Here is a 21,922-nt window from a genome sequence, read left to right as displayed (position 1 = left end):
AAATTGTTAAAGAGCAGTGCCACAATCTCTCGTGGCGCGGGCTGCATATCTTATGCTAATCCGCTTTACAGTCAAGTCATTACTGACTGTTTTTTTTAAATCTTTTTCCTGTCATCGCAACCGCGTGTCGCTGTTGCCGTGTCAGTGGAGGCGCATTATAGGGACTTCTCGCCGCCTGACAAGCGCTAAATGCAAAATAATTATCGAGTGGGGATTTTTTCAGCAAAGCGAATTAAAAGACATCGTTATGCCGGATTTTTCGCCGTTAAATGGGCGAAATCCTGAGCGAAACGTGCAACCTGCTGCCAGTCCGTGTATTCAACTTCTTTTGTACTATCCGTTTCACCGCCCGTTATTCGCATAATAAGTTGGATCATTACCCGATCGAACCAACGATAGCGCGGATAACGCAAAGCACCAGCGAACACACAGCACAAATCCGGCTGCCAAGGAGAATTCAGCAGGAATTTACGCGTATAGGCATTGGTTTGTATCGTACGCTTTTCTGGTTTGCGCGCAGTTAGGTTTACGGAGAAGAATGCGCTGGACCGTTGTTGGAGAGAAGCCAGATGCTTATGGATAAATTGATTTACCGCAGGATGAAAGCGCCCGTATCGAATCGATGCCCCAATCAGAACCCGATCGTATTGGCTCAGGTCGATATCATTCGCATTGAGTACGTTAACAACATCACACTCCAGAGTTCCTTTCAGCGTATTCGCAATATAGGAGGCAATCGCTCTGGTTTGCCCATCCCGGCTTGAAAACACGATCAAAGCTTTCATTGTTCTTTATCCTTATGGAGGCTATTCCCGCCAGAAGGTTGGCGTAAACAGCACTAAAAGCGTGAAGACTTCTAAACGACCAAACAGCATTGTCAGTATCAGAATCCATTTCGCTGTATCATTCATCGACGTAAAATTCTCAGCGACGACGCCAAGCCCCGGCCCCAGATTATTCAATGTGGCAGCGACCGCAGCAAACGCGGAAAAATCATCAACGCCTGTCGCAATAACGGCCAACATGCTGACAATAAAAACCAGCGCATAGGCGGAAAAGAATCCCCATACCGCTTCAAGGATACGTTCTGGCAACGCCCGGTGGCCTAACTTAATGGTGTACACCGCATTCGGGTGCACTAAACGCTTAAGCTCACGCGATCCTTGCAGGAAAAGCAGTAGGATACGAATCACTTTCAGACCGCCCCCGGTTGAGCCTGCACACCCGCCAATAAACGCGGAACACAGCAACAAAACCGGCAGAAACAGTGGCCACGCTGCAATACTATCCGTCGTAAACCCTGCCGTTGTCGCCATGGAGACAACCTGGAAAAATGCCTGATTGATCGTCTGCATCCCGCTGTCATAAACATGGTGAAACCACAGGACAATCGTACACACGGCCACCAGCGACAGTTGAACAAAAATGAACATGCGGAATTCTGGGTCACGCCAGTATACTTTCAGGCTGCGACCGCTCAGCAGGGCAAAGTGCAAACCAAAGTTACAGCCGGAAATCAGCAGGAATATGGCGATGATGGTGTTAATCGTCGGACTATTGAAGTAGCCAATACTGGCATCATGAGTCGAAAATCCGCCGACAGAAACGGTAGAGAAGCTATGTCCAATCGCATCAAACACGGGCATGCCAGCCAGCCAGAGCGCAACGGCGCAAGCAATGGTAAGTAAGAGATAAATCAGCCACAGCGTTTTCGCCGTATCGGCAATACGCGGGCGCATTTTATTTTCCTTCAGCGGCCCCGGCATTTCAGCACGATAAAGCTGCATCCCGCCGACGCCAAGAATCGGCAGGATGGCAACAGCGAGTACGATGATCCCCATCCCACCAAACCATTGCAGCATTTGTCGATAGAACAGGATAGCTTTAGGCAGAGAATCCAGCCCGACCAGCGTGGTTGCTCCCGTTGTCGTTAACCCTGAGAACGATTCAAAAAACGCATCCGTTATGCCCAAATTAGGGTGTTCTGCGAACAGGAAAGGCAGCGCACCGACGCTTCCCAGCACCGTCCAGAAGAGGACAACGATCAGGAACCCTTCTCGCGATTTCAGTTCATGCTTCTGTTTTCGGTTTGGTAGCCATAGCATGATGCCAATGGCCAGCGCGACAATAAATGTCTGCGTAAATGCCCGGCCTGCACCATCGCGGTAAATTAACGCCACCAGTCCAGGGATGACCATCGTCCCAGAAAATAGGATAACCAACTGGCCGACAATACGGGTTATGGCGCGCAAGTGCATCTCAGGGAATTCCTTAATGATTCATAAAAAAGCGCTGGGATTATTGTGGAATAGGCAATAAATGCAACACGCCACGGCTTAAATCACGCAATTTCATTGCCGCCTCCTCCGTTTTCCTGATGGGAATAGAGAAACGCAACACGACTTCCACACCATACTCGCTATGCAACACTTTTCCGCCAAGCTGGAAGATCAGAGATTCTACCTGAGGCAACAGCGCATAGTCACATTGTAAGCCATACTCTTGTTGCAAGACTTTCTCTTGCAGCGATAGCAGCTTCAGCGCGTGCTGAACGCCACCACCATAGGCCTTCACCAACCCACCGGTGCCCAACGGTATTCCACCATAGTAGCGCACGACCACGGCAGTAATCTCACCGATACCGCTTCCCATCAGTTGCGACAGCATGGGTTTACCCGCGGTGCCGGACGGCTCGCCATCGTCAGAAAAGCCAAGTTGCAGGGAATCGTCAGGCGCTCCCGCAACAAACGCCCAGCAGTGGTGCCCCGCTGAGGCGTGTTCTTCCCTAATCTGCTGGATGAACGTTTTTGCCGCGTCGATTCCCGGCGTTGCCGCCAGGATCGTCGTAAAGCGGCTTTTCTTGATTTCCTCGCTGAAACTCACTGGTGCAGCAGGAATGGGATACGCTTGCATCAGGCCAGATTCAGGTCGCGCGTCATGTTTTCCACGCGCCCGTCATGAATGACAATATTATCTTCGATGCGAATACCGCCAAACGGTTTCAACGCGTCGATTTTTTGCCAGTCAACGTGTTGGCTAAGTTCCCCTTCACGCCATGGCGCAAGCAAAGATTCGATGAAATAGATGCCAGGTTCGATCGTCATGACCATGCCAGGTTCCAGCACGCGGGTACAACGCAGGTAAGGATGCTGCGACGGTGCTGCCAGATGCGTACCGCGATCGTCTTGCATAAATCCAGCGACATCATGTACCTGCAACCCCAGTGGATGACCGAGACCGTGCGGCAGGAAAGGTGACGTGAGCCCTTGCTCCACCATTGCCTCTTCGCTGATATCACGCACCAACTGATGTGACTTCAGCAGCTTCGCAATCCGCTGATGCATCTGAATATGGTAATCGGTATAGCGTACTCCCGCCTGAACAGTATCAATCAGTGCGAGCATTTCCTGATTGAGATCTTTAATCAGTTGGGCAAACGCGCTATCGCTCTGCGCGGAATAGGTACGCGTCAGATCGGCGGCGTACCCGTTATATTCGGCTCCCGCATCAATCAGGAAGCTGCGAACATCGGCAGGCACCTGATGATCGAGCTGGGTATAGTGCAACACCGCCGCGTGCTCATTTAATGCAATGATATTACCGTAAGGGACATCGATATCTCGATGACCAGTGGCGGTCAGATACGCCAGATTGATATCGAATTCGCTCATACCGGACAGAAACGCTTCATGCGCCGCCCGATGACCGATAACGGCGGTCTTCTGCGCCTCGCGCATGCAGGCCAGCTCGTAATCGGTTTTGTAAGCGCGGTAATAGTGCAAGTAATCCAGCACACCCTGAGGGTTAATATTGTCCGTGCGAATCCCCAAATTCTGCGCACGCTGCGGGGCGTAGCCGATATAGGCAACACGCTCGCGCTGCGATGGCAGGTACTGCCCGATGTCATCAGCATGGCGTAGCACCGCAATATCAATCTCTTCCGTCCAAAAACTCTCGGGAACCGCCGCCACGTTGTGCCAGTAATCAACCGGCGAGTAGAACCACAGCTTTGGCGGATTAACGCCGTCAACCCACAGCCAGCAGTTCGGCACCTGCGTGACGGGCACCCAGGCTTTAAACTGCGGATTAACCTTGAAAGGATAGTCGTGATCGTCCAGAAAAACGGTCAACAGCTCACCAGAGTGAATCAGTAATGCATCAAGCTGATGGCGTGCTAAAACCGCCTGAGCACGCGCTTGCAGCGTAGCCAGATGGTGATGATATAAAGAAGCCAGCTTTTCCATGAGTATCCTTGTACGTCACGACATGATCCCTCCATTTTACCACAGGCATCCCTCAAGGGCAGCGTCCGGTGCTTTGTGATCGATTCGGCAAAAAATTAATCTATCGTTTGCAAAAAATTAACATTAAAACCACAATTTGATCATCTGGTCATACCAGATCACTTACACAAACAGCGGAGATAAACATGCTTTATCAAGGTGAATCCCTCTACCTTAACTGGCTTGAGGACGGCATTGCCGAGCTGGTATTTTCTGCCTCTGGCTCCGTCAACAAGCTAGATACCCGCACGGTGGCCAGCCTGGGTAAAGCGCTGGACATTCTGGCTGAGCAGCCGAACCTGAAGGGCTTACTGTTGCGCTCAGACAAACCGGCCTTTATTGTCGGTGCCGATATCACGGAATTTCTTTCTCTTTTTGCCGCACCGGCAGAAAAACTGCATGAATGGCTTGTCTTCGCCAACCGCATTTTCAACCGTCTTGAGGATTTACCCGTTCCCACGCTGTCTGCAATTAATAGTTATGCGCTGGGCGGCGGCTGTGAATGCGTACTGGCGACCGATTTTCGTTTAGCTACGCCAGACGCCCGAATCGGGCTTCCTGAAACCAAGCTGGGGATCATGCCGGGCTTTGGCGGTACGGTAAGACTGCCGCGTCTACTGGGCGCGGATAGCGCACTGGAGATCATCGCCGCCGGTAAAGACATTAGCGCAGCCGATGCCTTAAAAGTGGGGCTGGTGCAGGCCGTGGTGGCGAATGACAAGCTCGTTCCCGCCGCCATCAAGATGTTGAAACAGGCGATGAGCGGCGCACTGGACTGGCAGGCTTACCGCCGCCCGAAACTTGCCCCGCTGAAACTCAACCAAATAGAAGCCATGATGAGCTTTACCACCGCCAAAGCGATGGTGCTGCAAACCGCTGGCAAACACTATCCGGCACCGATGTTAGCCGTAAAAACCATTGAAACTGCCGCAACGATGACGCGCGATGACGCATTGCAACTTGAAACGCAGCATTTCGTTCAACTGGCGCGTTCAAATGAAGCTCGTGCGCTCGTCGGTATTTTCCTCAACGATCAGTATGTTAAAGGCAAAGCGAAGAAACTGGTTGGCGAAACATCCGTGCCACAGCAGGCCGCCGTACTCGGTGCGGGCATTATGGGCGGGGGAATTGCCTATCAATCCGCGTTTAAAGGCGTGCCGATTCGAATGAAAGATATCAGCGAGAAGCCGCTGGCGCTGGGGATGAATGAAGCGGCTAAGCTGCTGAATAAACAGATGGAGCGAGGCAAGCTGGATGGCATGAAAATGGCGACGATTCTGGCCAGTATTCACCCCACGCTGGATTACGCCGGATTCGAGCGTACCGACATCGTCGTTGAAGCCGTGGTTGAGAACCCGAAAATCAAAGCCAGCGTACTTGCCGAAACTGAATCGCACATCAGCGAGAAGACGATTCTGGCTTCGAATACCTCAACTATCCCGATTGCTGTGCTAGCGGCTTCGTTAAAGCGACCGCAAAATTTCTGCGGTATGCACTTCTTCAACCCAGTGCACCGCATGCCACTCGTCGAAATTATTCGCGGCCCTCAAACCAGTGACAGCACTATCGCCAGCGTGGTGGCTTACGCCAGCAAGATGGGCAAAACGCCGATTGTCGTGAACGACTGCCCTGGATTCTTCGTCAATCGGGTACTGTTCCCCTACTTCGCGGCGTTCAGCCTACTGCTCAGGGACGGTGCCGATTTCCGCGAAATCGATAAGGTCATGGAGAAAAAATTCGGTTGGCCAATGGGTCCGGCCTATCTGCTGGATGTGGTCGGCATTGATACTGCCCACCATGCGCAAGCGGTGATGGCCGCTGGCTTCCCACAGCGTATGGCGAAAGATTACCGTGACGCGATTGACGCGTTGTTTGAACATCAGCGTTTCGGGCAGAAAAATGGCCAAGGCTTCTACCGCTATCAAACCGATAGCAAAGGCAAGCCGCGTAAAGAGCAGGATGAAGCCGTAGATACGCTCCTTCAAGGTATCAGCCAGGCGAAAAACGCATTCAGCGCAGAAGATATTATCGCACGTATGATGATCCCGATGATTAATGAAGTCGCGCGCTGTCTGGAAGAAGGTATCGTCACCAGTCCTGCTGAAGCAGACATGGCGTTGGTATACGGATTAGGTTTCCCTCCCTTCCACGGCGGAGCCTGTCGCTATCTGGATACGCTGGGCAGCGCCCGTTATGTCGAAATGGCGCAGCAGTTGGAACACCTCGGCGCAATCTATCAAGTGCCCGATGGCTTGCAGCAGAAAGCCAGAGACAATGAAGGCTATTATCCATCGGTCGCGCCACACGCAGATGTTTCTTACGGCCAACCGTCATGAGGGCAGGAAATATGGAAAAGGTAGTGATTGTTGATGCCGTTCGTACGCCAATGGGACGCTCGAAAGGCGGTGCTTTCCGTCAGGTGAGAGCCGAAGATCTGTCAGCCCATCTGATGCGTAGCCTATTGAGCCGTAACGCGGCGCTGGATGCCCATGAGATCGACGATATCTATTGGGGATGTGTGCAGCAAACGCTGGAGCAAGGCTTCAACGTCGCTCGCAATGCCGCTTTGCTGGCAGAAATCCCGATGAGCGTTCCCGCTACCACGGTTAACCGGCTGTGTGGCTCCTCCATGCAGGCGCTTCACGATGCCGCCCGCGCCATTATAGTCGGCGACGCGAATGTTTGCTTAATCGGCGGCGTTGAGCATATGGGACATGTGCCGATGAACCATGGCGTCGATTTTCATCCGGGGCTGAGCCGTACCATCGCGAAAGCGGCGGGGATGATGGGGCTAACGGCCGAAATGCTGGCACGTATGCACCATATCAGTCGTGAGATGCAGGATCAGTTTGCCGCCCGCTCACACCAACGCGCCCATCACGCCACCCAATCAGGGGCATTCCGCCATGAAATCGTCCCCACCGCCGGGCATGATGCAGACGGCGTGCTGCAACGTTTCGATTATGATGAAGTCATTCGCCCAGACACCACCGTCGCTAGCCTTGCTGCACTCAAACCGGCGTTTGATCCCGTTAACGGCACCGTGACCGCCGGGTCGTCTTCTGCACTGTCCGATGGCGCATCAGCGATGTTAATCATGAGTGAATCCCGCGCAGCATCGTTAGGCTTATCCGTACGCGCTCGTATTCGAGCCATGGCGGTGGTCGGCTGCGATCCCTCGATTATGGGCTACGGCCCTGTCCCAGCGACAAAACTGGCGCTGAAACGAGCAGGATTGAACCTCACCGATATTGGTATTTTTGAACTGAATGAGGCATTCGCCGCCCAGACACTGCCGTGCATTAAAGATTTAGGGCTATTGGAGCAGCTTGATGACAAGGTCAATCTTAATGGTGGGGCTATCGCACTGGGGCACCCGCTCGGTTGCTCAGGCGCGCGCATCTCGACGACATTGATTAATCTAATGGAAAACCGTGACGCCCAGTTTGGCGTAGCGACAATGTGTATCGGGCTGGGGCAAGGTATTGCTACGGTATTTGAGCGCGTATAACGCCCTTCACATCCCACCAACGGTCTGAGCGGTAGTCCTCCTACCGCTCTTACTGTTTGTTATCGTTTTACGTCCTGACTGATACGCCGAATATCATGCGCGTTAAAGTTAATATTCACGGCCTTCCCCGAATCCAGTAGGATTTTCTGGGCAATCAGACGTGTGGTAGGCAAGATAATATTGAAGTGATCGCTATCAGGAATGCTATATGAATAAAACGGCACTTTCGCCTTCACCGCGTTATCTTGCATCTCGGGCAGTTCGTCATCCCAATAGTCCTCTTCCCCTTCAAAATAAAAAGTGGGCGATTTGATATGGGTAATAAACGTACGTGGCGAACGTAAATAAAACTCTTTAGGATTGTTCGTATTAAATGACGGCCCAACAGCGGTTCGACCAGCATCAAGTCGTACCTTCAAATCGGGGATCCCGCCCAACGAAAAAGCCGCACGAAAACCAGAACGATACTCGTTAGCTAATAAAGCCATCGTTCCGCCAGTACTGTGGCCTGCCACATAAATACGTTCTGGATCGACATAAGGCAGTTTAGACAGATACTCTCGTGCTGCATGCAGGTCGTCGACTTCCCCATAAAACATTTCAAACTTGCCGGGATTATCATTCTCACCGCGCCAACTTGGCACCATCATCACGATGCCAGCTTCCCGAAAGGCTCGCGCACTTTGATCGTTATCCTCATCCTGCGGTTCCCAGAAGAAATCGCCGATACCACCATACCCGCCATGTGCCCAGACAACAGCAGGATGACGTTTTCCATCATGAGGATCGGGGGAAACATAGGCAACAAGGGAACCAACAGCGGCAGGATAATGAATCACATCGAAGATATCTTTTGGAGGAGTATCCGCTTTTCCATCAGGCTCCAGGGTATCCTTGATTAATTGCGTGTGAAATTCTTTGCGTGCTTCAGATAAATCGACGTCACTTAAAGGATATGAGAATGCTGCGCCTACCCCACCCAATAAACTAATCGTTAATAATACATTACTGATTATTTTTACGTTCAATTCAATTTCCCTTTGATATAAAAAACGACAGAATAATATGGACAAAAAATAATAAAACCAAACTGCTGCCAATAAAGACAGCAGTGGTGCTTATATCTGCTCAGGCTGAATAAAAAACCTGAGCAAACAATAGATACTCATGAATCAAATAAACGAAAATGCATCGCTGAACATGTGGGCAGCCAGCGCGCCGCGTTCATTACAAAAACGCTCACGCGCAATTTTCGCCATTTCAAAGCGCCCGGCAATGTAAATATCGTGTTCCGCCAGCGAACCGTAATCCTGCAACACCGCACTTAACACCGTACCGGTTCTGCCATCCCATCCTGCTTCCGGCTGTTCAACGACAGGCACGACTTGCAGGTTGGCGTACTTAGCACCAAAACTTTCCAGCTCTGGTAAATCGTACAGATGCTGAGATTCTCGTCCCCCCCAATAAACGGAGATATCACGATCTGGCTGCTGCGCCAGCGCCGTCAGAAGAATAGAACGCACATACGAAAAACCGGTTCCACCCGCAATCAGCACCAATGGACGCGTACTCTCTTCCCGCAGCCAGGCTTCACCATGCGGAATATCGACCGTCAGCGCTTTTTCCTTGTGAATGCGTTCCATCACGGCCATCGCGTAAAGATTCAGTTCGGACGCCCCAATGTGCAACTCAATAAAGTCGTTATCCATTGGGGTCGATGCCAGTGAAAAAGGGCGTTTATCTCGATCGCCCATCACCACCATCAGATACTGACCAGCCCGAAAGGAGAACGGCGCTTCAGGTAGCAAACGAACGCGATAGACCGTATCGGTTATGGCTTCGACCGACGTCACTTTACAGCTCAATGTTGTCATGCATTCCCTCTATAGGGTCGTAAAAGCAAAACTGAGAACAGAGCAGCCGCCGCTAACGCCGAGGCTCTCTGTCACTAAAAATGGCCAGTTCGTCCCATATTTCGTCAATGCGGGCACAAACCTGCGGGTCTTTCTTGATGGGGCGTCCCCACTCGCGCTGCGTTTCGCCAGGCCATTTATTGGTGGCATCCAGACCCATTTTGGAGCCGAGGCCAGAAACTGGCGAAGCGAAATCAAGATAGTCTATTGGTGTATTTTCCACTAACACGGTATCCCGAGCGGGATCCATCCGTGTCGTGATCGCCCATATCACGTCATTCCAGTCACGGGCATTAACGTCATCATCGCAGACAATGACAAACTTCGTATACATGAATTGGCGTAAAAAAGACCAGACGCCCATCATGACGCGTTTGGCATGGCCCGCGTACTGTTTCTTCATGGTAACGACCGCCAGACGGTAAGAGCAACCCTCCGGCGGCAAATAAAAATCGACAATCTCAGGAAACTGCTTTTGCAGGATCGGCACGAAAACTTCATTCAATGCCACGCCCAGCACTGCTGGTTCATCCGGCGGTCGCCCCGTGTAAGTTGAATGATAAATGGCATTCTGGCGTTGAGTAATATGTGTGACGGTAAAAACCGGGAAGTGATCGACTTCATTGTAATAGCCGGTATGGTCGCCGTAAGGCCCTTCTGCCGCCATTTCTCCGGGTTCAATATAGCCTTCCAGAACCATTTCCGCACTGGCGGGCACTTCCAGCTCGTTCGACAAACACTTCACCACTTCGGTCTTATGCCCACGCAGCAAACCCGCAAACGCATATTCCGACAGCGTATCTGGCACGGGCGTCACGGCACCGAGGATCGTCGCAGGGTCAGCCCCTAACGCCACAGACACCGGAAAACGCTGCCCCGGATTTTCCTGACACCATTCCTGAAAATCCAGTGCGCCGCCGCGATGAGAGAGCCAACGCATGATCAGTTTGTTTTTACCCAGCACCTGCTGGCGATAGATGCCCAGATTCTGCCGTTCTTTATGCGGCCCACGCGTCACGGTAAGTCCCCAGGTAATGAGCGGCGCAGCATCTTCCGGCCAGCACTGCATCACCGGAATCCGACGCAGGTCAACATCATCGCCCTGCCAAATCTGTTCCTGACACGGCGCAGAAGACAGCCGTTTCGTCGGCATATTCAGCACCTGGCGGAACTTCGGCATTTTATCCACCAGATCGCGAAACCCTTTAGGTGGCTCAGGCTCTTTCAGAAACGCCAGCAGTTTGCCCACGTCGCGTAATGCGCTGACATCCTCTTGCCCCATTCCCAATGCAACACGTTTCGGTGTGCCAAATAAATTACACAGCACCGGCATGTCATAGCCTTTGGGATTTTCAAACAGGAGAGCCGGGCCTTCTGCACGCAGCGTTCGGTCGGCAATTTCCGTCATTTCAAGATAGGGATCGATGGGTTGAGTAATGCGTTTCAACTCCCCTCTCTCTTCCAACAGCGAGAGGAATTCGCGTAAATCACGGTATTTCATGCTATTCATCAGGGGCAGTCTATCGTTCTGGCTATTATAAAGTCTCTTCACTAGCCTGTCGCTTCCCTCAGCGCCTTTTGTAGCAAGAATCCAGTCATCGGCTCGCTATCGTGTGGTAACAAAAATATCTGCCGAAAATTTTTTATCCGTGCACGCTTTTGTTATGCTTGCTCGTCGGAATCATAAGTCTGCGAAATTATGGAAGCCTGGTACTTACTATATTGTAAACGCGGTCAACTGCTGCGAGCGAAAGAACACCTGGAACGTCAGGACGTAACCTGCGTCAGCCCCATGATCACGCTGGATAAAATCGTTCGTGGTAAACGAACTGAAGTCTGCGAGCCACTGTTCCCAAACTACCTGTTCGTCGAGTTCGACCCTGAGCGCATCCACACCACCACCATCAGTGCGACGCGTGGGGTAAGCAATTTTGTGCGATTTGGCGCGCTGCCAGCGACGATCCCGCAACAGGTTATCGACGAATTATCACTCCGCCCTACTCAGGGAATTACCGACCCACAGACGCCGCAGCCCGGCGATAGCGTCGTCATTACCGACGGTATTTTTTCTGGTCTTCAGGCTATCTACACTGAACCCGACGGCGAAGCCCGTTCCATGCTGTTGCTGAATATGTTGAACAAGCAGGTCAGGCAGAGCCTCGATAATCGCGAGTTTCGCAAAATCTAATTATTTGAAAAAACAGTCTTTAAAAATAGTCCAACGCGATTGTCCTCATCCGGCATGTTTACATCACGCTGGATGAGAACAGGTTTAGCGTTGCCTATGCTGATCGTGTAGCCACTGTGCAACACGCTTGGCAAAATAGGTCAGCACCCCATCCGCGCCCGCGCGTTTAAAGCACAACAGCGACTCCATCACTACCGGTTGCTCTTGCAACCAGCCGTTCTGAATCGCCGCCATGTGCATCGCATACTCGCCAGAAACCTGATAAGCAAACGTAGGAACACCAAACGTATCCTTGACGCGACGAACCACATCCAGATACGGCATCCCCGGTTTGACCATCACCATATCCGCGCCTTCCTGCAAATCCTGTGCGATTTCCTGTAAGGCTTCATCGCTGTTGGCCGGATCCATTTGGTAGGTTTTTTTGTTGCCACCTTTCAGATTACCTGCTGAACCCACCGCATCGCGAAATGGGCCGTAATAGCATGATGCATACTTAGCGGAATACGCCATAATCTGAGTATTGACGAATTTTTGCGCCTCAAGTGTCTCTCGGATAGCGCCGATGCGACCATCCATCATATCGCTAGGCGCAATAATTTCCGCCCCCGCTTCCGCGTGGGACAACGCCTGACGCACCAGAAGCTCCTTGGTGACGTCATTAACCACATAGCCGTCCTCATCAATAATCCCATCCTGCCCGTGTGTGGTATAAGGATCGAGCGCCACATCCGTCAGCAAACCCAGTTCTGGGACGGCATCCTTTAGAGCACGGATCGCACGAGGCACCAAACCATCCGGGTTATAGGCTTCTTCGGCATAGAGCGATTTCTTATCCGCTTCAATAACGGGGAACAGTGACAGCACCGGAACACCGAGCTTGGCAATCTCTTCGGCTTCTTTCAGCAGCACATCGATAGTCATCCGGTATACCCCCGGCATTGAGGGAACTTCCTGACGATGATTTGTTCCTTCCATCACAAAAACGGGATAAATCAAATCATTCACCGTCAACTGATTTTCAGAGACAAGGCGACGACTGAAATCATGGCGGCGAATACGGCGCATACGTCGGCCGGGGAATGTGCCGGGAAAAGCAGTGCTCATGTCATTATTCTCCTGAATCAGGCCAGCCGGAAAACCCGGCGAGCATTTTCATCTGCTGTCTGTCCCAACCATGTGGCATCTTCACCACGCCACGCCGCAATCTGGCGGATAATATGAGGCAGATAACAGGGTTCGTTACGGCGGGATACCGGTTTAGGGCGTAAATCCCGAGGCAATAGATAAGGTGCATCAGTTTCCACCAACAGCCGCTCGGCAGGAATATGCGGCAGTAAGGCGCGTAGCTCCAGCCCGCGACGTTCATCGCAAACCCAGCCGGTAATGCCTACCATCAGCCCCGCCGCCAGACACGCATCCAATTCGTGACGATTGCCGGTAAAACAGTGAACCACCGCGGCGGGTAACTGGCTCAGCCAGGGCGTCAGCAAAGAAATAAAGCGGGGATGCGCGTCACGACAATGAAGGAAAACCGGCATGGACAACTCAGCCGCTATTGCTAACTGCGCGCTAAATGCCCGTTCCTGTTCTGCTTGCGTCGAAAAGTTACGGTTGAAATCCAACCCGCATTCACCAATAGCCACCACACAGGCGGCGTTTGCCATATGATGAACTTGTTCGGCAATAGCATCGTTCCATTGGTTGGCATCGTGCGGATGGACACCCGCCGTTGACCAACAGTAATCGGGATAGGCTTGTGCCAACACCATTGCCTGGCGGCTTTCTTTGGCATTGGTTCCGGTGATCAAGATGCCGCTGACACCCGCCTGTTTTGCCCGGATAACCACCTGCCCCCTGTCTTTTTCAAACTGAGAACTGGTGAGGTTGACGCCGATATCAAACATAACTCTCACTCTGGCGAATAAAAAATAAGACCTCTCAAAGAGAGGTCATTTTACCGTCCTGCCGCAGGGAGCCGTGAGTCACTGCGATGGCTCTTCCGTCTCAGCCCGTCGGCCTTTACCAACATAAAACCGCGCGAAGAAGACACCGATCTCAAACAGCAGGTACATGGGAATTGCCAGCAGCGTCTGTGAGAACACATCCGGCGGAGTTAGCAACATTCCCACCACGAATGCTCCCACCAAAATATAGGGGCGCTTTTTCTTCAGTTCTTCTGGCGTCACCACGCCACTCCAACAGAGCAGCACAATCGCAACGGGCACTTCAAACGATACGCCGAACGCCATGAACAGCGCCATAACAAAATCGAGGTAGTTATTGATGTCGGTCGCAATCAGCACGCCAACGGGCGCTGTTTTCGTAAAAAAGCCGAACGCCAAGGGGAAGACGACAAAATAGGCAAACGCCATACCCGCATAAAACAGCAGGCTGCTCGACACCAGCAACGGCATCATTAAACGGCGTTCGTGTTTATACAGAGCGGGAGCGACGAATGCCCACACCTGATACAAAACCAGTGGCGCAGCAACAAACACCGAGACAATCATCGTCAGCTTTATCGGTGTGAAGAACGGTGATGCAACATCCGTTGCGATCATGTTCGCACCGGCAGGCAGTTGCTCAATGAGCGGAGCGGAAATCAGTTGATAAATATCGTTGGCAAAAAAAACCAGCACAATAAATACCGCCAGCACACAGATGATGCTGTTCAATAACCGCTTACGTAGCTCAATCAGGTGACTAATTAGCGGTTGAGTATCTTCATCGGCCATAAACTAACGACTATCGCTCGGTTGACGGGCAGAAACAGTAGAAAACTGGGACTGCTCAGGTTTGGTATTATCGTTACTGACAGCAGCATCACTTGTGGCATTGCGACCATCATGATGATGTTCAGCAGCAGCGTTTTCAGGCTTCTGCTGGCTATCTGCCGGACGTACTGCGGTTTCCGCTTCAATCACCCCATCGTAGGCGGCTTCAGGATCGTTTAACGGAACGTTGCGCTGCGGTTCCCCCGTCGCGCCATGATCATGTGATTTTTGCAATGACACGGGTTCGGTATAGCCACGTTTCATCGCATCTGCCGCTTCTTTAAGTTCATCCATTGAGGCTTTCAACTCCGGGGACAGATTCTGCAAACTGGCTTTTTCGACTTTCTTCAAGCTTTCCTGAAACTCCTGAAGTTTCAGCTCCTGCGACAGCTCATTCTGTACAGTAGACGCCAGTGAGCGCAGCGTTCTAATCCAGCTCGCCACTGTCTTGACCGCCACAGGTAAACGCTCCGGCCCAAGAACAACCAGGCCAAGAACCATCACCAATAGCAACTCACCAAAACCGATATCGAACACAGGTTACACCTGCTCTTTATGCTGGCTCTTCGTCTCGTCCTGCTTGACGTCTGTTTGGTTGTCAGCGATCGACTTAGTAGAGAAATCAGCGTCCGGCTGCGTTTTGTCTGCATTAGTGGACGGTTGATCGTCACCCATCGCTTTCTTAAAACCTTTGATTGATGCCCCCAGATCCGAACCCAGCGTTCTCAGCTTGTTGGTTCCGAACAGCAATATGACGATGACTGCGATAATCAACAGATTCCAGATACTAATACCACCCATAACATTTACCTCTTTTTAAAAGGGGAACAACAGAACCACCGTTATTATATTAGGTCATTCTGACGTGCATCATGATCTGCTTCAACGAGTTCGACGCCAACCGATAATCCAGGCAACAATTCCGGCGGCCATCAGCCCCGCAGGAACCATATCGGCTTCAACACGGCTGATCAGTAACAACGTACCACTGATTAACAGCGTTGCGCCAATACCCAAAAGATATCGTGACTGCCCTTGCCGCGCATGCTGCGTTTTCAACTCATAGGCGAGTTGATCGACACTGTGCTTTAACATCTTATGCTGACGCAACCCGTCATAAAACAATTCAGGTACTTCCGGCAATTTTTCAGCCCAGAACGGTGCTTTTTCTTTAAGAGCACGGAACACCGCAGGCAAACCGACCTGCTGCTTGAGCCAGGTTTCCAGAAACGGCTTAGCCGTTTTCCACAGGTCAAGCTGAGGATAAAGCTGTCGGCCTACACCTTCAATATACAGCAGCGTTTTTTGCAGCAACACCAGTTGAGGCTGCACTTCCATATTGAAGCGACGTGCCGTATTAAATAAATTCAACAATACATGGCCGAACGAAATTTCCGCCAACGGCTTCTCGAAGATCGGTTCACAAACCGTACGAATCGCAAATTCAAAATCTGCAACATTGGTATCTGCCGGCACCCAGCCAGAATCCACATGCAGTTCGGCGACTTTGCGATAATCACGGTTGAAGAAAGCGATGAAATTCTCAGCAAGGTAGCGCTTATCTTCTTTATTCAACGAACCGACAATCCCACAATCAATACCGATGTATTGCGGATCTTCTGGGTGCTCATAGCTGACAAAGATATTGCCCGGATGCATATCCGCATGGAAGAAACTGTCACGGAAGACCTGCGTGAAGAAAACCTGCACGCCACGCTCTGCCAGTAGCTTCATATCTGTACCATTCGCTTTCAGCGCATCGATATCAGAAACGGGAATACCGTAAATTCGCTCCATCACCAGCATACTTTCGCTGCAATAATCCGAATAGATTTCCGGCACATACAGCATCGGGCTATCATCAAAATTACGCCGCAGTTGGATGGCATTTGCCGCTTCTCGCAGCAGGTTCAGTTCATCAAGCAGCGTTTTTTCGTATTCCAACACGACTTCACGAGGACGCAGGCGGCGACCATCCGGCAACAAACGGGGCAACCAGCCTGCCAGCCGTTTCATCAGACGCATGTCGGCCTTGATAACAGGCAGGATATCCGGGCGGATCACTTTGATAACGATCTCTTTTCCCGTGCTTTTCAAGCGTGCGGTATGCACTTGAGCTATTGAAGCTGAGGCTAGTGGTGTAATGTCAAAATCATCAAACCACGCTTCCAGAGGGATGTCCCCCATCGATAGCTCAATTTGCTTACGCGCCAGTTTGCCATCAAACGGCTCTACCTTGTCCTGCAACATCGCCAGTTGATCGGCGATAGCCGGTGGGAACAGATCGCGGCGCGTAGACATCATTTGTCCGAATTTAATCCACACCGGCCCCAATTCCTGAAGCGCCAAACGCAGGCGTTCCCCTAAAGGCATGTTGCGGTGGCGGTTAGGTAACCAGAACAGAAGACAACGCCCCGCGCGCAGCGGAAGCGTCAAACGCATTTTAGGAATAAGTTCGTCCAGACCATAGCTCAACAGCACACGCACAATGCTGTAAAGGCGGCGTAATTCACCGGGCGTCATCGTAAAGCCTCCAGCTTCGCCAACCGTTCGGACAACATGTCGGCGGATTTTTCCAGCGCAACAACCTCTTCATGGAACCAGGCATTTTCCAATTTTCCTGGAGCCAGTCGCCACTCTTCCGTTACCGTCTCAGCAAGGAAATGTTGTTGCCGATGTAACGATCGCTTCAGGAAACTAAAGGTTTTCTGTGCCGTCTGGCTAAGTCCCTGAGCGACAATATCGCCCACATACGGAGCCAGCCATTCCGCCGGATCGAACTCCGCCAGATCGCACAATATGATGAACTGCTGAACGACGTGAATATCACCTTCAATCACCAGTTCACCGCTACGCATCAAAGATGATAGCTGCTGGCGATCGCGTAATTTCATCAGCACCGGCACGCGGGTTTTCAGGCGGCAATCAGCCAACTCGCCCCACTGGCTGACCACATCCAGCCGCTGTTCGTTAAACACCAGCACCACGGGCACATCCAGTTCAGCCAGTTCAATTTGCAGTGTTTTTCCCTGTAAGCGCTGGCGAGCGGATTTCATGCTTCTATCACAAGAAGCAGTATCGTGAAAAAGTAGCTGATTCAGCGCGGTTTCCAGCGTAGCAGTCAGAAAAGACGTTATCAGCATTGGCGTTTCCAATCAGAATTTGAACCCACGATGCAGCGCGACAATGCCACCAGTGAGGTTGAAGTAGTTAACGCTGTCAAAGCCGGCGTCGCTCATCATCCCTTTCAGCGTATCCTGATCGGGGTGCATACGGATGGACTCAGCCAGATAGCGGTAACTCCCGGCATCACTTGCCACGGCTTCACCAATCCTCGGCAGGATATGGAATGAATAAGCATCATAAACGGTGCTCAGTTGTTTGATCACCGGTTTGGAAAACTCCAACACCAGTAACCGCCCACCTGGCTTCAACACGCGGAACATTGAGCGCAGCGCTTTGTTTTTGTCCGTCACGTTGCGTAGGCCAAAGGAGATCGTTATGCAGTCGAAGAAATCATCAGGGAACGGTAGCGCTTCTGCATTAGCCTGCACATAGTTGATATTGTCAATAATGCCTTTGTTACGCAGTTTCTCGCGACCCACTTTCAGCATGGATGCGTTGATATCCGCCAGAATGACTTCACCACCTTCGCCAACCATACGGGAGAATTTAGCGGTTAAATCCCCTGTTCCTCCGGCCAGATCCAGAACACGCTGGTTACGTCTTACCCCACTGCATTCAATGGTGAAACGCTTCCAGATACGATGGATACCGAAAGACATTAGGTCATTCATTAAGTCATACTTTGCTGCTACAGAATGAAAAACCTCAGCCACCATGACTTCTTTTTCATCCCTGGCGACAGTCCGAAAACCAAAGTCGGCCGTTTTCTCCTGCTCACTTGCCATCTTATCCGCCTACTATTCCAGTCAAATTTCGGGTCTACCCATTAATGGTAAGAGTGTACCAGACCCGTATAAAAACCCCACTGCACTAATTTCGTATCACATGGGTGCCAACCCGTGAAATCCATACCTGTCTAGTCCGGGTTAGTACGAGTAGCGACGGCGGCTTTCCCCTCCTCACCTTCCGTTTTTACGGCAGGTGAGGCACGGTTGGAGGCGACTGAGTCAGATAATGCGTCGTGCTCAGCGTGCTCATGCGCCGTGGCTTTTTCCGCCAATGACGGGCTGATCGTGCGTTTAATTTCAACACCCAACGCGCGGAACCCCTCGGCTTGGCCGATAAGGTTACCACGCCCAGAGGAAAGTTTATTCATCGCTTGGCGGTACGTGCCCTGTGCCTTATCCAGACTCTGTCCCAGCGTCTCCATGTCGTCGACAAACAACCGCAGTTTATCGTATAGCCGCGACGCCTTTTCCGCGATCTGCTGCGCATTGCGACTCTGTTGTTCATAGCGCCATAAATTGGTGATGGTGCGTAACGCCACCAGCAGCGTGGTCGGGCTGACCAGCATAATATTGTGCTTTAACGCCTCGTTGATCAATTCGGGCTGGCGATCGATAGCGACCAGAAAAGCGGGTTCGACGGGAATAAACATCAGTACATAGTCTAACGAACGCAGTCCCGGAAGCTGCTGGTAATCTTTGCTGCTCAGTTGGCGAATGTGGCTACGCACCGAGAGCAAATGTTCATTCAGCGCCACACTGCGCTCTGCATCATCGTCACTATTGAAATAACGCTCGTAAGCCACCAGCGACATCTTGGCATCGATCACGACATCTTTGCCCTGCGGTAAACGCACAATGACATCGGGTTGCAGGCGGCTATTCGTCCCCGTTTGCACGCTAACCTGTGTTTGGTACTCATAGCCTTCACGCAGGCCAGAGGCCTCCAGCACGCGACTTAACACCACCTCGCCCCAGTTACCTTGCGTTTTATTGTCACCTTTTAGCGCTTTCGTCAGGTTGATGGCCTCATGTGCCATTTTCGCGTTCAACTGTTGCAGATTGCGGATTTCGTGCGCCAGCGTGTGGCGTTCACGCGCCTCCGCGCCAAAGCTGTCCTGTACCTGACGCCGGAACCCATCAAGCTGCTCGCGCAGCGGCATTAGCAGCTTATCCAGACTCTGTTTATTTTGCTCATCCACCTTGCGCCCGCTGTGTTCAAAAATCCGGTTCGCCAGATTCTCAAACTGCGTCGTCAGCCGCTGTTCGCTATTGCTCAGCAGCCGCTGCTTTTCTTCCGCCGCCATACGGGTTTCTTCCAGCCGAATAGTGACTTCACGCAGTTCCGCCTCCTGCGCGCTATTGATTTCGCGCAACACACGCAGTTCCTGATTTAGCTGCACGCACTCCGCGCGGAGTTCCGCAAGCTGTTGCAGTTTTTCATGGTTGGCAGAGAGTTGAGCATGAGCCGTGCGCAATTCCAGCTCGTTTTGCCGTATGCGCTGTTCATCTTGCTGCTTAACCTGTTGCTGTTCGCTGAGTGACTGTTGCGCCTGTTGCAATGTCTGCGCTAACAGCCGCTGTTCGGTGTCATGCTGCGCCAGCTTCTGCTGATGAATCAGGCTGGCAATCAACCACCCGACCAATAGCCCCACAGCACTGCCGCCCAGACCATAAAATATGCTGATATCCACTTTGCCTCCGCCGGCCTTCCACGCTGTCGGTCAAGGTAAAATGATACTGTATGGATGTCCAGAAACAATTCAGGTTGAGGATGTACTGAGTAGAAAAATGCGAACCGCATTCCATATGAACAGGGATAGGCGATAATTTGCAGAAGAATCAGATGAGTAACGCTGAAATTCCCCCAACACCAATGTTGGGGGAACTTAGGGTACAGCGTGGACTTAGCTTAAACGCTGTTTCGCATCGCTGATCGCTTTAGCGACCTGCTGGGGTGACACACCACCTTGCGCAGCGCGTTTATCCAGACAGGATTGCAACGCCAGAATGGGGTATACATCCTCGCCAATCACCGCGCTGAATTTTTGCAGATCGGCCAGCGGCAGCGCTTCCAGCGCTTTACCCTGACGAATCGCTTCCACCACCGCTTCACCTACGATGTGGTGCGCTTCACGGAACGGAACGCCTTTCGCCACCAGATAATCCGCCAGTTCGGTGGAGTTCGCGTAGCCTTGCTCAGCCGCTTCTTTACAACGTGGACGCTTAACCTGAATGCCTTCCAGCACCAGACCCGCCATCATCAGGCAGTCATGCCAGGTATCCAGCGCATCAAACAGCCCTTCTTTGTCTTCCTGCATGTCTTTGTTGTACGCCAGCGGCAGGCCTTTGAGCGTCATCATCATGCCTGTCAACGCGCCCTGTACGCGACCGCATTTACCGCGAATCAGCTCCAGCGCATCCGGGTTTTTCTTCTGTGGCATCAGGGAAGAACCGGATGTCACACGGTCAGACAGCTCGACAAACGCCGCTTCACCGCTGTTGAAGAAAATCAGATCTTCGGCAAAGCGCGACAGATGGACCATGCCGATCGAGGCATCAGATAGCAGTTCCAGCACATGATCGCGATCGGAAACCGTGTCCAGACTGTTACGCGTGGCCGAGGCAAACCCTAACCAGCCCGCCAGTTGTTCGCGGTCAATCGGATACGCCGTTCCCGCCAGCGCACCGCAGCCCAACGGGCTGACATCCAGACGCTTGAGCGTATCTTCCAGACGGCTTTCATCGCGCGCCAGCATTTCGTGGTAGGCCAGACACCAGTGGGCAAACGTCACTGGCTGTGCGCGCTGCAAGTGGGTGTAACCCGGCATCACCGCATCCTGATTGGCTTCCGCCGTCGTAACCAACGCCTGACGCAACTGGCGTACCGACAACAGCAGCTCGGCAATCTGTGCCTTGCACCACAGTTTCAGATCGGTCGCCACCTGATCGTTACGGCTACGGCCGGTATGCAGCTTTTTACCTAAATCACCGACTTTCTCGATCAGGCGCTGTTCAACCCAGCTATGAATATCTTCTGCATCGCTTTGCAGGATCATCTCAGGATCGGCTTGAACCTCAACCAGCAGCGCATTTAGCGCCTGTTCCAGTTGCTGCTGCTCCTGCTCGCTGAGCACATTGACCGTCACCAGCGCTTTTGACCAGCCAATCGAACCAACGATGTCCTGTTCCGCCAGACGGTAATCAAACCGCAGTGAGTCATTAAATTGTTTAAAACGCTGATCTGCTGCCTGACTAAACCGACCGCCCCACAAAGCCATAGCTCTTACTCCCAAAAATGTCATTCATGTTGGTATCGCATCATGCCATACCCAGAAA

At 51.9% G+C, this 21,922-nt stretch carries 20 protein-coding genes; 3 read left to right on the top strand and 17 right to left on the bottom strand.

Annotated elements, in window-relative coordinates; all coding sequences use genetic code 11:
- Positions 1-245: 245 nt before the first annotated feature.
- Genes hemG through pepQ form a run of 4 tightly spaced genes read right to left on the bottom strand, consistent with a single transcriptional unit; the run spans position 246 to position 4,244 of the window.
- Entirely contained in the window at positions 246-785 is a 540-nt protein-coding gene (gene hemG, locus OI69_RS07255) for a menaquinone-dependent protoporphyrinogen IX dehydrogenase (RefSeq protein WP_039348067.1), read from the bottom strand.
- A 21-nt stretch (positions 786-806) separates the two neighbouring features.
- Positions 807-2,258 carry a Trk system potassium transporter TrkH gene (gene trkH / locus OI69_RS07250; protein WP_039348064.1) on the bottom strand — a complete coding sequence of 484 codons (1,452 nt, stop codon included), beginning with the start codon at positions 2,256-2,258 and terminating at the stop codon, positions 807-809.
- Between the two features lie 40 nt (positions 2,259-2,298).
- Positions 2,299-2,913, bottom strand: coding sequence for an IMPACT family protein (locus OI69_RS07245; RefSeq protein WP_039348063.1), 615 nt, complete (start codon positions 2,911-2,913; stop codon positions 2,299-2,301).
- The gene (pepQ, locus tag OI69_RS07240) at positions 2,913-4,244 is read right to left on the bottom strand and encodes a Xaa-Pro dipeptidase (RefSeq protein WP_039348060.1); all 1,332 of its coding nucleotides are present in this window, start codon (positions 4,242-4,244) and stop codon (positions 2,913-2,915) included. Before pepQ ends, OI69_RS07245 begins: the two co-directional genes overlap by 1 nt.
- 185 nt (positions 4,245-4,429) lie before the next feature.
- Here pepQ and fadB point away from each other — a divergent pair, with 185 nt between their 5' ends.
- Together fadB and fadA are read left to right on the top strand one after the other, a co-directional pair.
- The gene (fadB, locus tag OI69_RS07235; protein ID WP_039348057.1) at positions 4,430-6,619 is read left to right on the top strand and encodes a fatty acid oxidation complex subunit alpha FadB; all 2,190 of its coding nucleotides are present in this window, start codon (positions 4,430-4,432) and stop codon (positions 6,617-6,619) included.
- An 11-nt stretch (positions 6,620-6,630) separates the two neighbouring features.
- Positions 6,631-7,794 carry an acetyl-CoA C-acyltransferase FadA gene (fadA, locus tag OI69_RS07230; RefSeq protein ID WP_039348055.1) on the top strand — a complete coding sequence of 388 codons (1,164 nt, stop codon included), beginning with the start codon at positions 6,631-6,633 and terminating at the stop codon, positions 7,792-7,794.
- A 59-nt stretch (positions 7,795-7,853) separates the two neighbouring features.
- Here the strand turns inward: fadA and OI69_RS07225 are convergent, their stop codons facing one another.
- From OI69_RS07225 to ubiD, 3 genes are all read right to left on the bottom strand, one after another.
- Entirely contained in the window at positions 7,854-8,822 is a 969-nt protein-coding gene (locus OI69_RS07225) for an alpha/beta hydrolase family protein (RefSeq protein WP_052198325.1), read from the bottom strand.
- 144 nt (positions 8,823-8,966) lie between these two features.
- Complete coding sequence (fre, locus tag OI69_RS07220; RefSeq protein ID WP_039348052.1) at positions 8,967-9,668, bottom strand: NAD(P)H-flavin reductase; 702 nt, start codon at positions 9,666-9,668, stop codon at positions 8,967-8,969.
- A 52-nt stretch (positions 9,669-9,720) separates the two neighbouring features.
- Positions 9,721-11,217: a 4-hydroxy-3-polyprenylbenzoate decarboxylase gene (gene ubiD / locus OI69_RS07215; RefSeq protein ID WP_039348049.1), complete on the bottom strand. Its 1,497-nt coding sequence runs from the start codon at positions 11,215-11,217 to the stop codon at positions 9,721-9,723.
- Positions 11,218-11,406: 189 nt separating this feature from the next.
- On the opposite strand from ubiD, the gene rfaH reads away from it, so the two are divergent.
- Positions 11,407-11,895 carry a transcription/translation regulatory transformer protein RfaH gene (rfaH, locus tag OI69_RS07210; protein ID WP_039348046.1) on the top strand — a complete coding sequence of 163 codons (489 nt, stop codon included), beginning with the start codon at positions 11,407-11,409 and terminating at the stop codon, positions 11,893-11,895.
- A gap of 84 nt (positions 11,896-11,979) precedes the next feature.
- On the opposite strand, the gene hemB is transcribed toward rfaH, so the two are convergent.
- From hemB to argH, 10 genes are all read right to left on the bottom strand, one after another.
- Positions 11,980-13,002, bottom strand: coding sequence for a porphobilinogen synthase (gene hemB / locus OI69_RS07205; protein WP_039348042.1), 1,023 nt, complete (start codon positions 13,000-13,002; stop codon positions 11,980-11,982).
- Between the two features lie 17 nt (positions 13,003-13,019).
- On the bottom strand, positions 13,020-13,802 hold the full coding sequence (gene tatD / locus OI69_RS07200) for a 3'-5' ssDNA/RNA exonuclease TatD (protein WP_039348040.1): 783 nt from the start codon (positions 13,800-13,802) through the stop codon (positions 13,020-13,022).
- Between the two features lie 78 nt (positions 13,803-13,880).
- On the bottom strand, positions 13,881-14,633 hold the full coding sequence (gene tatC / locus OI69_RS07195; protein WP_039348037.1) for a Sec-independent protein translocase subunit TatC: 753 nt from the start codon (positions 14,631-14,633) through the stop codon (positions 13,881-13,883).
- Between the two features lie 3 nt (positions 14,634-14,636).
- On the bottom strand, positions 14,637-15,209 hold the full coding sequence (tatB, locus tag OI69_RS07190) for a Sec-independent protein translocase protein TatB (RefSeq protein ID WP_039348033.1): 573 nt from the start codon (positions 15,207-15,209) through the stop codon (positions 14,637-14,639).
- A gap of 3 nt (positions 15,210-15,212) precedes the next feature.
- Positions 15,213-15,473, bottom strand: coding sequence for a Sec-independent protein translocase subunit TatA (gene tatA, locus OI69_RS07185; RefSeq protein ID WP_039348031.1), 261 nt, complete (start codon positions 15,471-15,473; stop codon positions 15,213-15,215).
- Positions 15,474-15,554: 81 nt separating this feature from the next.
- Positions 15,555-17,195 (bottom strand): ubiquinone biosynthesis regulatory protein kinase UbiB, encoded by a 1,641-nt coding sequence (gene ubiB, locus OI69_RS07180; protein ID WP_039348028.1) that lies wholly within the window; start codon positions 17,193-17,195, stop codon positions 15,555-15,557.
- Positions 17,192-17,815, bottom strand: coding sequence for a ubiquinone biosynthesis protein UbiJ (gene ubiJ, locus OI69_RS07175; RefSeq protein WP_039348025.1), 624 nt, complete (start codon positions 17,813-17,815; stop codon positions 17,192-17,194). Before ubiJ ends, ubiB begins: the two co-directional genes overlap by 4 nt.
- Before the next feature lie 12 nt (positions 17,816-17,827).
- Positions 17,828-18,583, bottom strand: coding sequence for a bifunctional demethylmenaquinone methyltransferase/2-methoxy-6-polyprenyl-1,4-benzoquinol methylase UbiE (gene ubiE / locus OI69_RS07170; protein WP_039348022.1), 756 nt, complete (start codon positions 18,581-18,583; stop codon positions 17,828-17,830).
- Positions 18,584-18,714: 131 nt separating this feature from the next.
- Positions 18,715-20,277 (bottom strand): DNA recombination protein RmuC, encoded by a 1,563-nt coding sequence (rmuC, locus tag OI69_RS07165; protein WP_039348019.1) that lies wholly within the window; start codon positions 20,275-20,277, stop codon positions 18,715-18,717.
- A gap of 213 nt (positions 20,278-20,490) precedes the next feature.
- Positions 20,491-21,864, bottom strand: coding sequence for an argininosuccinate lyase (argH, locus tag OI69_RS07160; RefSeq protein WP_039348016.1), 1,374 nt, complete (start codon positions 21,862-21,864; stop codon positions 20,491-20,493).
- Positions 21,865-21,922: the final 58 nt, after the last annotated feature.

Origin of the sequence: Pectobacterium fontis (assembly GCF_000803215.1) — a bacterium.
GTDB lineage: Bacteria > Pseudomonadota > Gammaproteobacteria > Enterobacterales > Enterobacteriaceae > Pectobacterium > Pectobacterium fontis.
This window is presented reverse-complemented; position numbering and strand designations above follow the sequence as displayed.